Here is a 15,129-nt window from a genome sequence, read left to right on the forward strand (position 1 = left end):
CCTGTCCCCCGCGGTCAGAGCGGCGCCTGCCACACCACCTTCGTGCCGCCGCCGTTCTCCCCGATTCCAGGCCCGAACCAACTGGCGCCGCCGAGTGATTCCGCCCGGCGGGCCAGGTTCCACAGTCCACTGCGTCGACCGCCCGCCGGGATGCCCACCCCGTCGTCGGCCACCGAGAGCCGCACCGCATCGCGCCCGTCGGGGAGTTTCGCGGTCGCGTCGACGACCACGTCGATCCGTGTCGCATCGGCGTGCCGGAAGGCGTTGGACAGCGCCTCCCGGAGCGCCGCGATCAGGTTCTTCCCGGTCTGCTCTCCGACCAGGGAGTCGACCGGCCCGAGGAAGCGGTGGGACGGCTTGAAGCCCAGCGGGACCGCCGCCATGTTGATCTCGCGCAGCACTCGGGTGCGGAGCCCGGAGGGCGCCTCGGCCGGCTCCTGCTGCAGAGCGAAGATCGCAGTACGGATCTCCTGAATGGTCACGTCCAGTTCATCGACCGCCCTGCCCACCCCTGTCTGCACCTCCGGCACGTCCGACCGGCGCTGCGCGCTCTCCAGCATCATCCCGGTGGCGAACAGCCGCTGGATGACCAGGTCGTGCAGGTCGCGGGCGATGCGGTCGCGGTCCTCGTAGACCGCGAGCCGCTCCCGGTCACGCTGCGCCTCGGCCATCATGAGCGCCAGGGCGGCCTGCGAGGCGAACTGGGTGGCGAGGGTCCGCTCGGTCTCCGTGAACGGCCGCCCTCCCTTGGCGCGCGGTGTGGCGAGAGCGCCGAGCACCCTGCCCCCGCTGTGCAGCGGGAGCATCATGCTCGGGCCGAACTGCTCCGCGATCCTGGTGATCATGCGGGAGTCGGTGGCGGAGTCGTCGATGAAGACCGCCTCGCCGTTCAACAGCCTGGTCACCACGGGGCTGTGCGCCGGAATGATCACTCCGAGCGAGGCTGACGGGTCGGCCGCGGAGACGGCAACGATCTCAAGCCCCCCGTCCTCGGCCGGCAGCAGCACGATGCCGGCCGCGGATCCGGCGAGACGGCGGGCCTGTTCGGCAACGACGGAGAGCGCGTCGTCGGCATCCCCGCCGGACAGCAGGGCCGTGGTCACGGCCACCGAACCGTCGATCCACCGCTCGCGCTGCATGGCCGCTTCGTACAGCCGCGCGTTGCCGATGGCGATGCCGGCCTCGGTGGCCAGCACGCGGACCATGTGCAGGTCATAGTCGTTGAACTCGCCGCCATCGGTCTTTTCGGCCAGATACAGGTTGCCGAAGATCTCGCCCTGGACGCGGATCGGGACCCCGAGGAACGTGCGCATCGGTGGATGGCCCGGAGGGAAGCCGGCGAATCTCGGGGCGGACGTCAGGTCGGCCATCCGCAAGGGGCGCGGGTCGTGGATGAGGGCGCCGAGCAGCCCCTTGTGCCCGTCCGGCCGACGCCCGATGCGGCGCGCCACGGCCTCGGAGACTCCGTATGTGACGAAGTCGGACAGGCCCTCGCCCTCCTCGTCCACGACGCCGATGGCCGCATAACGCGCGTGCGCCAGCTCGGCAGCCGTCTCGCAGATCCGGTCGAGCGTGGAGTGGAGTTCGAGGCCCGTGCCCACCGACCGCATGGCCTCCAGCAGCCGCGGTACGCGGGCGGTGAGCTCGGTGGACAGTCCCTGCAGGCTACGGGTCGCCTCCGTCGCGGCAGCGAGATGGTCCGTCGGGCCTGTCGAGTCGTGAGTGCCTCGCGGATCGAGCGGGCCTCGCGGATCTGCAGAGCCTGTAGGGCCGGCCGGATCGAGCGAATCCTTTGAGTCCGACGGTTTCAGCGGTTGATCCGAGCGGTGCGGGTCCTTCGGATGCTGCGGGTGGTTCGGGTCCTGCTCTGACATACCCAGAGCGTATTTAGTCCCTTTTGCCAGGGAAAGTCGAGAGCTGGAGCCCAACAGAACATCTCAGGCATGAGCGCCCACCGGCTCGCCGGATCCGACCGTGGTCTCCCGTTCGCGCTTCAGCATCCGGCGCAGCGGCCCGTCCACCGCAGCCAGGGCGTCGTAGGGGCCTCGCTGTACGACCGCACCCGCTTCCAGCACCACCACCTCGTCGACGGCATCCAGCCCCTCAAGACGGTGGGTGATCAGTACGGTCGTACGCCCCCGCGTGGCGGCCAGCAGGTCCAGGGTCAGTGCGTCGGCCGTCACCAGGTCGAGGTGCTCGGCCGGCTCGTCCAGGACCAGCACGGGGAAGTCCGCGAGCAGCGCCCGGGCCAGCGCGAGCCGCTGCCGCTGACCGCCGGAGAGGCGCGCCCCGTGCTCGCCGACGAGCGTGTCCAGACCTTCCGGCAGCGCCTGTGCCCAGTCGAGCAGCCGGGCGCGGGCGAGGGCGTCGCACAGTTCCCCGTCCGTCGCCCCGGGACGGGCCAGCCGCAGGTTCTCCCGGATGGAACTGTCGAAGATGTGGGCGTCCTGGGCACAGAGGCCGACGAACCGACGGACCGTGTCCCCGTCCAGCGCGGACGCGTCCACCCCGCCGATCCGGTACGTCCCCGTCTGCGCGTCCAGGAAGCGGAGCAGGACCTGGGCCAGCGTGGTCTTCCCGGAACCGGACGTGCCCACGACCGCGACGCGCCGGCCTGCCTCCAGCGTGAGGTCGATGGAGTCCAGCGCATCGTGTCCGGTCCCCGCATATCGGGCGGACAGGCCGCGGAGCTCCAGTGGGAAGGGCGATGCGGGAGCCTCGGCGGGTACGACGGGTTCCCGCACCGGCGCAGGGGCGTCCAGCACCTCGAACACCCGCTCCGCGCTCCGCCTGACCCGCTGGCGGTACTGCACGGCCAGGGGCAGGCCGGTCACGGCTTCGAAGGCGGCCAGCGGGGTGAGGACGACGACGGCGAGTGTCACTCCGGCCAGCCGCCCGTCGGCGACGGCCGGAAGGGCGACGAGGGCGGTAGCCACCACGGTGAGTCCGGCGATCAGGGCTCCGAGACCGCCGCCGAGCGCGGTGGCGGCCGCCGCCCGGGCGGCGATCCGAGTCAGCGCTCCGTCGGCGTCGCGGGTCCGGTCCAGGCGCCCAGGAAGTGCGCCCGCGACGGTCAACTCGGCAGTTCCGCCGAGGAGGTCGGTGACCCGGGTGGCCAGATCGGCCCTTGCGGGTGCCAGCCTGCGCTCCGCGCGGCGGGCGCAGGCTCCGCTGACGAGCGGGACCCCGACCCCGGCCAGCAGGAGGCCGGCGGCCAGCACCAGCCCCGCCTCCGGCAGCAGCCAGCCGGTGAAGCCGGCGGCTCCCGCCCCCACGACGACCGCGGTCCCGGCGGGCAGCAGCCACCGCAGCCAGTAGTCCTGGAGGGCGTCCACATCGGCGACGAGCCGCGAGAGCAGGTCCCCCCGCCGGGTCCGGCGCAGGCCGGCGGGCGCGATGCGCTCCAGGCTGCGGTAGACGGCGACGCGGAGCTCGGCCAGCATCCGGAGCACGGCGTCGTGCGCGACGAGGCGCTCGGCGTAGCGGAAGACCGCCCGCCCGATCCCGAAGGCGCGGGTCGCCGTCACCGCCACCATCAGGTAGAGCACCGGGGGCTGTTCGGAGGCACGGGAGATCAGCCATCCGGAAACGGCCATGAGGCCGACGGCCGAACCGGTCGCCAGACTCCCCAGCACCAGGGCCAGCAGCAGCCTGCCACGCTGTGCGCCGGCAGCCTCCCTCACCCGGGTGAGCACATGCCCAGTGACCGTCGTGTCCCGTGAGCCCCTGGGCCCACTCGGCGGCTCGGTCGCTGTCGGAGCCGCCACCGGCTGCGGCGCCCCAGCGGCTGTCTGTACCCCCACCGGCTCCGGCGTCACGGCCGACGCCACGTGTGGCACCCGCTCGGCCACTTCGGCAGGCGTCAGCGTCACCACCCGGTCCGCCACCGCCAGAAGCGCCGGCCGGTGGACCACCAGCAGGACGGTCCGGCCCACCGCAAGCCGTCGCACCGCCTCGACGATGCCCGCCTCCGTCTCGCCGTCCAGGCTCGCGGTCGGCTCGTCGAGCAGCAGCACCGGCCGGTCTGCGAGGAACGCCCGGGCGAGCGCGAGCCGCTGGCGCTGGCCCGCGGAAAGGCCCGCACCGTCCTCGCCGAGGAGCGTGCGGGCACCCTCGGGCAGCGCGGCCACGAAGTCGTACGCCCCGGCGTCCCGCAGCGCGGCCATCACCGCACTGTCGTCCGCACCCGGCCTGGCCAGCCGGACGTTCTCCGCGACCGTGCCCGCGAAGAGGTGCGGGCGCTGCGGCACCCAGGCCACCCGCTCGCGCCAGCGCTCGGGGGAGAGGTCCGCCAGATCGGTTCCGCCGACCCGCACCCGACCCTCGTCGGGTTCCACGAATCCCATCACCACGTTCAGCAGAGTGGATTTGCCGACGCCACTCGGTCCGACCAGCGCGACGGTCTCCCCTTCGTCCACCACCAGCGAGGCCTTGGCGAGCGAGGGTTCTGACCGACCGGCGTGCCGGACGGTCACTTCTTCCAGCTCCAGCCGCAGCGAGCCGGGGACATCCTGCGTACCGCCGCTGCGCGGCTCGGTCTCCAGGACTGCGAAGATCTCCTCCGCGGCCGAGAGCCCCTCGGCGGCCGCGTGGTACTGCGCGCCTACCTGCCGGATCGGCAGGTAGGCCTCGGGCGCGAGGATCAGCACTACCAGCCCGGTGTAGAGGTCGAGCTCACCATGCACGAGGCGCATGCCGATGGTGACGGCGACGAGTGCCACCGACAGCGTCGCCAGGAGTTCCAGGGCGAAGGACGACAGGAACGCGATCCGCAGGGTCCGCAGAGTGGCCTGTCGGTACTGCGAGGTGATCGTGCGGATGGACTCGGCCTGGGCCTTGGCCCGGCCGAAGACCTTCAGCGTCGGCAGCCCCGCCACCACATCGAGGAAGTGCCCGGAGAGCCGCGAGAGCAGTCGCCACTGCCGGTCCATCCGCGACTGGGTGGCCCAGCCGATCAGAATCATGAAGAGCGGGATCAGCGGCAGCGTGACGACGATGATCGCGGCCGAGATCCAGTCCTCGGTGACGACCCGGGCCAGCACCGCCACGGGTACCACCACCGCGAGTCCGAGCTGCGGGAGGTAGCGCGCGAAGTAGTCGTCGAGCGCGTCGATCCCCCGAGTGGCGAGAGCCACGAGAGAACCCGTGCGCTGCCCACTCAGCCAGTCAGGGCCCAGCTCCGCTGCCCGGGCGAGAAGGCGCCCCCGCAGCTCGGACTTGACCGCCGCCCCGGCCCGGTAGGCGGCCAGCTCGGTGAGCCAGGCGACCAGGGCCCGGCCGAGTGTGACCGCGGCAAGCAGAAGGAGCGGCGTACGCAGACCCGCACCGGTGAGACCGTCCTCGAAGCCGCCCACCACCACCTCGGCGACGAGCATGGCCTGCGCGATGACCAGCGCCGCCCCGGCCAGCCCGAGGACCACCACCGCCACCAGGAACAGGCGGGTGCCGCGAGCGTGACGGAGCAGACGTGGATCGATCGGTTTCACGTGAAACACCCCATGGGGCTCGGCGCGGTCAAGGCACTCACTGCGTTCAGTGCGCGTCGGCGATGTGCTGCGTACCGATCCGCTTGCGGAACACCCAGTACGTCCAGCCCTGGTAGAGCAGAACGACCGGCGTGGCGATCCCCGCGCACCAGGTCATGATCTTCAGCGTGTACGGGCTGGACGAGGCGTTGGTGACTGTGAGGCTCCAGGCGTCGTTCAGCGAGGACGGCATGACATTCGGGAAGAGCGTCAGGAACAACATGGCGACCGCGGCCGCGATGGTCACCCCGGAGAAGGCGAAGGACCAGCCCTCGCGCCCCGCCGCAATGGCTCCGATCGCTGCGACCAGAGCCACCGCGGCGACGATCATCGCGATCAGGCTCCAGCCGTTCCCGGAGTCGATCTGGGTCCAGATCAGGAACCCCAGAGCGAGAATCGCAGTGATCGCTCCCAGCTTCAGCGCCAGCCTGCGCGCCCGGGCGCGGATGTCGCCGACCGTCTTGAGCCCGGCGAACACCGCTCCGTGGAAGGTGAAGAGGGTGAGCGTGACCAGTCCGCCGAGGATCGCGTACGGATTGAGCAGGTCCCAGAAGTTGCCCACGTACTCCATGTCCGCGTCGATCTTCACTCCGCGGACGATGTTTCCGAAGGCCACCCCCCACAGCAGGGCAGGGATCAGCGAGGTCCAGAAGATCGCGTGCTCCCAGTTGGTCTGCCACTTCGCCTCGGGCCGCTTCGCCCGGTATTCGAAGGCCACACCCCGCACGATCAGGCAGAGCAGGATGATCAGCAGGGGCAGGTAGAAGCCCGAGAACAGCGTGGCGTACCACTCGGGGAACGCGGCGAAGGTCGCTCCGCCGGCGCTGAGCAGCCAGACCTCGTTGCCGTCCCAGACGGGCCCGATCGTATTGATCAGGACCCGTCGTTCCTTCCGGTCCCGCGCCAGCAGCTTGGTCAGGACACCGATCCCGAAGTCGAATCCCTCCAGGAAGAAGTAGCCGGTCCAGAGAACGGCGATGAGCACGAACCAGACGTCGTGGAGTTCCATCTCTCTGCTCCCTGTGCTCTCAGTAGGAGAAGGCCATGGGCCGGTCGGCGTCGTCGTGGTCGCCGCCGATCCTGGTGGGCGGGTTGAGGTCGGCTTCGGTGAGTTCCGGCGGTCCGGCCTTGATGTACTTCACGAGCAGCCTGACCTCGATGACGGCGAGCACCGCGTACAGCACCGTGAAGAGGATCATCGAGGTGAGCACCTCGCCCTGCGAGACACCGGGGGAGACCGCGTCACGCGTCTGCAGGACGCCGTAGACGACCCAGGGCTGACGGCCCATCTCGGTGAAGATCCAGCCCCAGGAGTTGGCGATCAGGGGGAAGAGCAGGGTCCACAGCGCGACGATCCAGTAGCACTTGGCAAGCTTCGGGCTCAGTGCCTTGTTCTTGAACAGGACCAGATGGGGCACCTCGTCCTCACCGGTCCGCATCCCCGGCGGCAGCATGAACTTCTTCCGGGTCAGCCACAGCCCGAGGATTCCGAGGCCGAAGGACGCCATGCCGAAGCCGATCATCCACCGGAAGCTCCAGAAGGCAACGGGGATGTTGGGCCGGTAGTCGCCGGGCCCGAAGCGTTCCTGCTCGGCCTTGTTGATGTCGTTGATGCCGGGGACGTACGAGTTGAAGTCGTCGTCGGCGAGGAAGGACAGTACTCCGGGGACCGAGATCTCGACGGAGTTGTGCCCCTTGCTGACGTCTCCGTACGCGAAGATCGAGAAGGGCGCGGAGTTCTGCCCGTCCCACAGCGCCTCGGCCGCCGCCATCTTCATCGGCTGCTGTTTGAACATCACCTTGCCGAGCTGGTCACCGCTGACGGCGGTGAGAAGGCCCGAGATCACGATGGTGATCAGCCCCAGTCGCAGCGACGTCCGCATCACCGGAATGTGCTTCTTGCGCGCCAGGTGGAAGGCGGCGATGCCGACCATGAACGCGCCGCCGACCAGGAAGGCCGCCGTGATGGTGTGGAAGAACTGGGCGAGCGCGGTGTTCTGCGTGAGCACGTGCCAGAAGTCGGTGAGCTCGGCGCGTCCGCGTTCCTTGTTGATGCGGTAGCCGACCGGGTGCTGCATCCAGGAGTTGGCGGCCAGGATGAAGTACGCGGAGAGGATGGTGCCGATCGAGACCATCCAGATGCAGGCGAGGTGGATCTTCTTCGGCAACTTGTCCCAGCCGAAGATCCACAGCCCGATGAAGGTGGACTCGAAGAAGAACGCGATGAGCGCCTCGAACGCGAGCGGGGCGCCGAAGATGTCGCCGACGAACCGCGAGTAGTCGGACCAGTTCATCCCGAACTGGAACTCCTGGACGATGCCCGTGACGACACCCATGGCGATATTGATCAGGAAGAGCTTTCCCCAGAACTTGGTGGCCCTGAGGTACTTCTCCTTGTTGGTCCGCACCCAGGCGGTCTGCAGGCCGGCGGTGAGCGCGGCGAGAGAGATCGTCAGGGGAACGAAGAGGAAGTGGTAGACGGTGGTCGTTCCGAACTGCCATCGCGCCAGGGTCTCCGGCGCCAGAGCCAGCTCCACGTCGTCTTCTCCTTACGTCGCCGCCGTTACACCGGCAGTTTGTCCTTTGAATCCCACCGATCACGGGAGGAATCAGGACGCGCTTGTGAACGCGTTCACATTCACAAGCAATTATGGCGCACACGCTTTCGGAAGGTAAGACCGGGGGCACCCCTCGGGGACGTAGCGATCATTCCCCCCGAAGCAGACATCCCCCGGGCCGCGCACCCGCCCACCCACGCAAACGGCCCCGTCCCTCGCGAACGAGGTACGGGGCCGGTCGGCCCGGACGATGCCTGCCCTACAACTCCTTGCGGTACGACTCCGTCACCTTCAGGAAGAGGTCGTTCGCCTCGTCCTCACCGATCGAGACCCGCACGCCCTCGCCCGCGAACGGCCTGACCACCACCCCCGCCTTCTCGCAGACCGTGGCGAAGTCGGTGGTGCGGTCCCCCAGCCGCAGCCAGACGAAGTTCGCCTGGGACTCGGGCACCGTCCAGCCCTGCCGCACCAGAGTCTCGTGCACCCGCTGCCGCTCGCAGACCAAGGAACCCACCCGGCCCAGGAGTTCGTCCTCGGCACGCAGCGAGGCCACCGCCGCGTCCTGGGCGAGCTGGCTGACACCGAACGGCACCGCCGTCTTGCGCAACGCGGCCGCCACCGGCTCATGGGCCACGGCGAAGCCGACCCGCAGCCCGGCCAGACCGTAGGCCTTGGAGAACGTCCGCAGCACGGCCACATTGGGGCGGTCCCGGTAGATCTCGATGCCGTCGGGGACCTCGGGGTCGCGGATGAACTCCTTGTACGCCTCGTCGAGCACCACGAGCACGTCGCCCGGCACCCGGTCCAGGAACCGCTCCAGCTCCGCCCTGCGGACCACGGTGCCGGTGGGGTTGTTCGGGTTGCAGACGAAGATCATCCGGGTCCGGTCGGTGATCGCGTCCGCCATCGCGTCAAGATCGTGCACCTCGCCGTCGGTCAGCGGCACCTTCACCGACGTCGCACCGCTGACCTGGGTGATGATCGGGTACGCCTCGAACGAACGCCAGGCGTAGATGACCTCGTCGCCCGGGCCCGAGGTCGCCTGCAGCAACTGCTGAGCCACCCCGACCGAACCGGTACCGGTGGCCAGATGAGAGAGCGGCACACCGAAACGGTCGGACAGCTCGTTCATCAGGGCGGTGCAGGCCATGTCCGGGTACCGGTTGAAGTGCGCGGCCGCGGCCAGGGCGGACTCCATCACCCCCGGCAGCGGCGGATACGGATTCTCGTTGGAGGACAGCTTGAACGCGGCCGGTCCGTCCGCCGCGGCCGGCTTGCCCGGCACGTAGGCGGGGACGCCGTCCAGCTCGGCGCGCAGTTTGGGGCTCGTCTCGCTCACCGCAGGTCCTCCTCGACCGTCTGTACACATCAATACTGCTCACCTTATGAGGATTGGACGCTGCTGCGAATGGCAGGACCGCGGATTCGCCGGGTGGGCCCCGGAATGAGGGGGAGCGCCCGCCGCCCTGGCGTGCGCTGGTGGCTCACTCCGTGGCGCGCGTCCCCCGAAGAGGTGAGTTGAGACCTCTTCGAGACATGTACCTATCGGCAGGCTCATCCGGCCCGCCACGTGACACATGATGGTTGACCCCCATAACCCCCTTGTTTGCCAAGGCTATTGAGGCTTGATGACCTTGCAGAAACGTGCCTCTCAGCAGGTGAATATGCGGTCGGGCCAAGTGCCCGCCCGAGCCCTACTATCGGCTCGCCATGACAGCAGCAGGGAAGCACCAGGTGAGCCGGACGGAGACCCCCCGGCGGGGTCGGCAGGGACGAGCAGGAATCCGGGACGTGGCCGCCGCCGCCGGGGTCTCCATCACGACCGTCTCCGACGCGCTCAACGGCAAGGGCAGGCTCCCGGACGCCACCCGCAGCCATGTCCGCGAGGTCGCCGAGCGCCTGGGCTACCGCCCTTCCGCCGCGGCCCGAACGCTCCGTACCGGCAAGTCGGGCCTGATCGGCCTGACCGTGACGACCTACGGGGATGAACCTTTCACCTTCACCGAATTCGCGTACTTCGCCGAGATGGCCAGAGCCGCCACCTCGGCCGCGCTCGCCCGCGGCTACGCCCTCGTCATCCTTCCCGCCACCTCTCGCCACGACGTCTGGTCGAACGTCGCGCTCGACGGCACCGTCGTCATCGACCCCTCCGACCAGGACCCGGTGGTCACCGAGCTGGTACGCCAGGGGCTGCCCGTCGTCTCCGACGGCCGGCCCGCCGGGACCCTCCCGGTCACCGCCTGGGTCGACAATGACCACCGGGCCGCCGTTCTCGACCTCCTCGACCACCTCGCCGCCGCCGGCGCCCGCCGCATCGGGCTGCTCACCGGCACCACCACCGACACCTACACCCGGCTGTCCACCACCGCGTACCTCCACTGGTGCGAGCGCGTCGGCCAGGATCCGGTGTACGAGTCCTATCCCGCCCACGACCCGTGCGCCGGCGCGGTGGCAGCCGACCGCCTGCTGGCCCGCCCGGACCGTCCTGACGCCGTCTACGGGCTCTTCGACCCCAACGGCACGGATCTCCTGGCGGCCGCCCGCCGGTACGGCCTGCGTGTCCCGGAGGACCTGCTGCTGGTCTGCTGCAGCGAGTCCACCGTGTACGCGACGACCGAGCCGCCCATCACCACGCTCTCGCTCAAACCACGCCGCATCGGTACGGCGGTCGTCCAGCTGCTCATCGACGCCATCGAAGGCGTCGACCAGGACGGACCGGTGGAACAGGTCATACCGACGGAACTCATCGTCCGGACCTCCTCGCAACGCCGTCCGCCACGCACCACGGTCAGCGCACCGCGCTCCCCGGCAGGGGATTGATCAGACTAATAGGGACTAATCGATCGATGAACCTGGCGTGCGCGCGGATTCACCACCCCTGGTGCGTCACAGAGCACGATCCTCATTCCTATGATGGGCGCACGACACCGCGGACCACCCCGACCAGCAGGGCCCGTCAGGTGTACGGCGGCGCGACGGTGGTGGAGGGGTCGATGACACAGGGGGCCGGTCAGGAACCCGTGGTGCGGACGGCGACGTTGCGCGACTTCCGCGTACCGCCCTATGCGCAGTCCCCTGCGCCGCCGGCCCCGTCGCACCCGGGCAGCGCCTTCCCGGGGGGCGAGCCGCCGGAGGGGTACACCCCGACCGCGCGCGACCTCCCCGTGATCAGCCGCGAGGACACCGTCCAGGTACGGTCGGTGCCCGACCCGCGGCCGGCCCAGGAACCGGATCTGGGACCGCTGTACGTCGTCGGCGACGTCCACGGCTATCTGGACGAGCTCCTGGCCGCTCTCACCGAACAGGACCTGATCGACTCCGAGGGCAACTGGTCCGCGGGCAACGCGCGACTCTGGTTCCTCGGCGACTTCACCGACCGGGGACCCGACGGAATCGGCGTCATCGACCTCGTGATGCGGCTGTCCGCCGAGGCCGCGGCCGCCGGTGGCTACTGCAAGGCCCTGATGGGCAACCACGAGCTGCTGCTCATCGGCGCCAAGCGGTTCGGGGACACCCCGGTCAACTCCGGCGCCGGCACCGCCACCTTCCAGGCCGCCTGGCTGCTCAACGGTGGCCAGAAGACGGACATGGAGCGGCTCCAGGACGTCCACCTCCAGTGGATGTCCCGGCTCGACGCCGTCGTCGAGGAGGACGGCCATCTCCTGATGCACTCGGACACGACGGCGTACCTCGACTACGGCTCCACCATCGAGGACGTCAACGACACGGTGCACGCCATTCTCACGCGGAACGACGCCGATGAGTGCTGGGACCTCTTCCGCAAGTTGACCAAGCGGTTCGCCTTCCGCGACGACTCGGGTCCGCAGGCCGTGCAGGAGCTGATGGCGGCCTACGGCGGCCGACGCGTCGTCCATGGTCACAGCCCCATTCCCTACCTTCTGGGCGAGGTCGGCTCCGAGGACGGCGAGGACCGGTCGGGGCCGCTGGTGGACGGACCGCACGTGTACGCGGACGGGCTCGCCATCGCCATGGACGGCGGAGTGACCATGGCCGGAAAGCTACTGGTCGTCCAACTCCCGCTGCATGACTGACGTTCTCCGGGGAAGACGCATCCCGACCTGAACACGCGGACCACTGGGCCTATTTCCGGAAACCCCCTGTCACCCCGTGCCGTGGGCGCTCTACCATCGGCGTATCAGTAGCAGGCTCTCCTCCGTTTCCGCCCGACTGCCCGGCTAGAACGGGCACGCAGGCCCTACGGAGCATCGGGGGATGCACATGAACAGCGCTCCGCACCTGCTGACCGAGGACCGGCCCGAGTACGAGCGGATCCTCGACGACGCACTGCGTCACGCCCATGAACGACCGGATCTGGCCGCTGTCGGAGAACGGCTCAACCCGGTGCAGTTGCGCACCATGGCGATGGCCGCCACGGCGCTGATCACGGCGGCTGCGGCCACCGAGTACGAGCACTACGTGAAGGCTCGCGAGGAGATCCGCGCTGCGGCCGCCCGGGACGAGGGCGGTGAACCCGACACGGGCCAGTCCGGCGCCCACCAGTCGGGCGCCGGCATAGGAGCCGTCATCACCGTGCTGGCCCCGATGCTGGCAGGTACGGCCGCGGTGATCTTCCTGCTCATCGGCTACATCCTCAAGGCGCTCGACCCGCCTCCCTCGTTCGCGGACACCATGGTGGGCGCGGGCTGGTTCTTCACGGCGGCCACGGCGGCCGCGATCCTCGTCGCCGCGGTCGGTCTTCTCCTCACCGCTCTGCGCAACGGCTCGACCTCGCCGGCCGACGAGGAGCAGGGTGAGGAGCTGCCGGAGGACGTGGCCCGCGCCAGGGAGGCCTGGCGGCACGCCCTGCTGGAACGCGGGATCCTGCCGTTCCTGAGGGACGCACTCGCCGACCCGGGGGCCGCCCCCGCCGCGCGCATCCCGCACCGCTCGGCCAACCGCATCCCGAAGATCGGCTACAGCAGGCCGGACTTCTCCAGCCCGGACGACGGCCCGGCCGCCGCGCCCCGCCCGACGTTCACCAGTCCGGACTTCACCAGTCCCGACTTCGGGGGACCCGAACACGAGCTGGACTGACGGGTTCAGGGGCTCGGGAGGCCCGTCGCAGGGCCTCCCGAGCTCCGGGACCTACTCCGCGATGGGCAGATAGACCCGGTTGCCCGCCTCCGCGAACTCCTTGGACTTCTCCGCCATCCCCGCCTCGATCTCCGCCTGTGAACCGCCGTGCTCGCGCCGGATGTCCTGGGAGATCTTCATCGAGCAGAACTTCGGGCCGCACATCGAGCAGAAGTGCGCCGTCTTCGCCGGTTCGGCCGGCAGCGTCTCGTCATGGAACTCCCGTGCGGTGTCCGGGTCGAGGGCCAGATTGAACTGGTCCTCCCATCGGAACTCGAACCGGGCGTCCGACAGCGCGTCGTCCCACTCCTGCGCCCCCGGGTGGCCCTTGGCCAGGTCAGCCGCATGGGCCGCGATCTTGTAGGTGATGACCCCGGTCTTCACGTCGTCCCGGTCAGGAAGACCGAGGTGCTCCTTGGGCGTCACGTAGCAGAGCATCGCCGTACCCCACCAGGCGATCATCGCCGCACCGATGCCCGAGGTGATGTGGTCGTACGCCGGCGCCACATCGGTCGTCAGGGGGCCGAGGGTGTAGAACGGCGCCTCCTCGCAGATCTCCTGCTGGAGGTCGATGTTCTCCTTGATCTTGTGCATCGGAACGTGTCCGGGACCCTCGATCATGGTCTGGACCCCGAACCGCTTGGCGACCGCGTTCAGCTCGCCGAGCGTACGCAGCTCCGCGAACTGGGCCTCGTCGTTGGCGTCCGCGATCGACCCGGGCCGCAGCCCGTCGCCCAGGGAGTACGTCACGTCGTACGAGGCAAGGATCTCGCAGAGCTCCTCGAAGTTCTCGTAGAGGAACGACTCCGTGTGGTGCGCGAGGCACCACGCCGCCATGATCGAGCCGCCCCGGGAGACGATGCCGGTCTTGCGGCGCGCCGTCAGCGGCACGTACGGCAGGCGCACGCCGGCGTGAACCGTCATGTAGTCGACGCCCTGCTCGGCCTGCTCGATGACGGTGTCCTTGTAGATCTCCCAGGTCAGCTCCTCCGCCCTGCCGTCCACCTTCTCGAGTGCCTGGTAGAGCGGCACGGTGCCGATCGGCACCGGGGAGTTGCGAAGAACCCACTCACGGGTGGTGTGAATGTTGCGGCCGGTGGACAGATCCATGACCGTGTCGGCGCCCCACTTGGTCGCCCAGGTCATCTTGTCCACCTCCTCCTCGATGGAGGACGAGACCGCGGAGTTGCCGATGTTGGCGTTCACCTTCACCAGGAACCGCTTGCCGATGATCATCGGCTCGATCTCCGGGTGGTTGACGTTGGCCGGCAGAACGGCCCGGCCCGCGGCGATCTCTTCGCGCACGGTCTCGGGCTCGACGTTCTCCCGGATCGCCACGTACTCCATCTCCGGGGTCACCTCGCCCCGCCGGGCGTACGCGAGCTGGGTGACGGGGCGCCCGTCCCGGCTGCGCCGGGGCTGTCGGGGACGGCCGGGGAAGACGGCGTCCAGATTGCGCAGCCCACCGCGCGGTGACGTGTGCTTCAGCCCGTCGTCCTCCGGGCGTGCGGGACGGCCCGTGTACTCCTCGGTGTCGCCGCGGGCGATGATCCAGTTCTCCCGCAACGGCGCCAGTCCCCGGCGGACGTCCGTCTCGGTCGAGGGATCGGTGTACGGCCCCGACGTGTCGTACAGCGTCACGTCCTTGCCGTTGGTGAGGTGCACCTGACGGACCGGCACCCGGAGGTCCGGGCGTGAGCCCTGGACGTACCCCTTGTGCCATCCGATGGACTTTCCGGCCTCGTCGTTCTCATTCGAGGCAGGCGTGCGCGTGTCCGATGTGGTCATGAGACCTACTCCCTACGCCGGCATTACCCGGTAACAGGTTCGGCGGTCGGCGCAGCGAGTCCCGTACGGACGTACGGAGATCAGCGCCCTCTCAGCCCGGTGCTCCGAGCTCCCGCGTGTGCAAAGGTGCCACCACGCTAGCGCCCTCATCGGCCGACTGAACA

9 protein-coding genes and 1 riboswitch are annotated in these 15,129 nt (G+C 69.4%); of the genes, 3 read left to right on the forward strand and 6 right to left on the reverse strand.

The features are described 5' to 3' along the window. Window positions 1-14 precede the first annotated feature (14 nt). The 5 genes from OG538_RS17755 to hisC all read right to left on the reverse strand — a co-directional run bounded on the left by OG538_RS17755 (window position 15) and on the right by hisC (window position 9,422). Window positions 15-1,874 (reverse strand): GAF domain-containing sensor histidine kinase, encoded by a 1,860-nt coding sequence (locus OG538_RS17755; RefSeq protein WP_406094701.1) that lies wholly within the window; start codon window positions 1,872-1,874, stop codon window positions 15-17. Between the two features lie 63 nt (window positions 1,875-1,937). After that, window positions 1,938-5,486, reverse strand: a complete 3,549-nt coding sequence (gene cydD / locus OG538_RS17760) for a thiol reductant ABC exporter subunit CydD (protein ID WP_406094703.1) — start codon at window positions 5,484-5,486, stop codon at window positions 1,938-1,940. A gap of 46 nt (window positions 5,487-5,532) precedes the next feature. Beyond that, on the reverse strand, window positions 5,533-6,534 hold the full coding sequence (cydB, locus tag OG538_RS17765; protein ID WP_406094705.1) for a cytochrome d ubiquinol oxidase subunit II: 1,002 nt from the start codon (window positions 6,532-6,534) through the stop codon (window positions 5,533-5,535). Window positions 6,535-6,553: 19 nt separating this feature from the next. After that, window positions 6,554-8,062 carry a cytochrome ubiquinol oxidase subunit I gene (locus OG538_RS17770; RefSeq protein WP_406094707.1) on the reverse strand — a complete coding sequence of 503 codons (1,509 nt, stop codon included), beginning with the start codon at window positions 8,060-8,062 and terminating at the stop codon, window positions 6,554-6,556. 280 nt (window positions 8,063-8,342) lie between these two features. Next, on the reverse strand, window positions 8,343-9,422 hold the full coding sequence (gene hisC, locus OG538_RS17775; protein ID WP_406094709.1) for a histidinol-phosphate transaminase: 1,080 nt from the start codon (window positions 9,420-9,422) through the stop codon (window positions 8,343-8,345). Between the two features lie 371 nt (window positions 9,423-9,793). Between hisC and OG538_RS17780 the strand changes: the two genes are divergently transcribed. The 3 genes from OG538_RS17780 (at window position 9,794) to OG538_RS17790 (ending at window position 13,138) form a co-directional block, all read left to right on the forward strand. Next, the gene (locus OG538_RS17780) at window positions 9,794-10,903 is read left to right on the forward strand and encodes a LacI family DNA-binding transcriptional regulator (RefSeq protein ID WP_406094711.1); all 1,110 of its coding nucleotides are present in this window, start codon (window positions 9,794-9,796) and stop codon (window positions 10,901-10,903) included. 173 nt (window positions 10,904-11,076) lie between these two features. Then, window positions 11,077-12,135, forward strand: coding sequence for a metallophosphoesterase (locus OG538_RS17785; protein ID WP_406094713.1), 1,059 nt, complete (start codon window positions 11,077-11,079; stop codon window positions 12,133-12,135). Window positions 12,136-12,316: 181 nt separating this feature from the next. Then, a complete protein-coding gene (locus tag OG538_RS17790) occupies window positions 12,317-13,138 on the forward strand; it encodes a hypothetical protein (RefSeq protein ID WP_406094715.1) in 822 nt (273 codons plus the stop codon). A gap of 51 nt (window positions 13,139-13,189) precedes the next feature. On the opposite strand, the gene thiC is transcribed toward OG538_RS17790, so the two are convergent. Beyond that, window positions 13,190-14,965 (reverse strand): phosphomethylpyrimidine synthase ThiC, encoded by a 1,776-nt coding sequence (gene thiC / locus OG538_RS17795; protein ID WP_406094717.1) that lies wholly within the window; start codon window positions 14,963-14,965, stop codon window positions 13,190-13,192. Next, window positions 14,958-15,091, reverse strand: a riboswitch (TPP riboswitch). (Overlaps the previous gene by 8 nt.) Window positions 15,092-15,129: the final 38 nt, after the last annotated feature.

This window comes from Streptomyces sp. NBC_01013, assembly GCF_045162765.1.
Lineage (GTDB): Bacteria > Actinomycetota > Actinomycetes > Streptomycetales > Streptomycetaceae > Streptomyces.

Bases quoted from the DNA above. Each gene is read 5' to 3' on its own strand.
- OG538_RS17755 (WP_406094701.1), bottom strand. From the start codon at position 1,874: ATGTCAGAGCAGGACCCGAACCACCCGCAGCATCCGAAGGACCCGCAC.
- cydB (WP_406094705.1), bottom strand. From the start codon at position 6,534: ATGGAACTCCACGACGTCTGGTTCGTGCTCATCGCCGTTCTCTGGACC.
- OG538_RS17780 (WP_406094711.1), top strand. From the start codon at position 9,794: ATGACAGCAGCAGGGAAGCACCAGGTGAGCCGGACGGAGACCCCCCGG.
- OG538_RS17785 (WP_406094713.1), top strand. From the start codon at position 11,077: ATGACACAGGGGGCCGGTCAGGAACCCGTGGTGCGGACGGCGACGTTG.
- OG538_RS17790 (WP_406094715.1), top strand. From the start codon at position 12,317: ATGCACATGAACAGCGCTCCGCACCTGCTGACCGAGGACCGGCCCGAG.
- thiC (WP_406094717.1), bottom strand. From the start codon at position 14,965: ATGACCACATCGGACACGCGCACGCCTGCCTCGAATGAGAACGACGAG.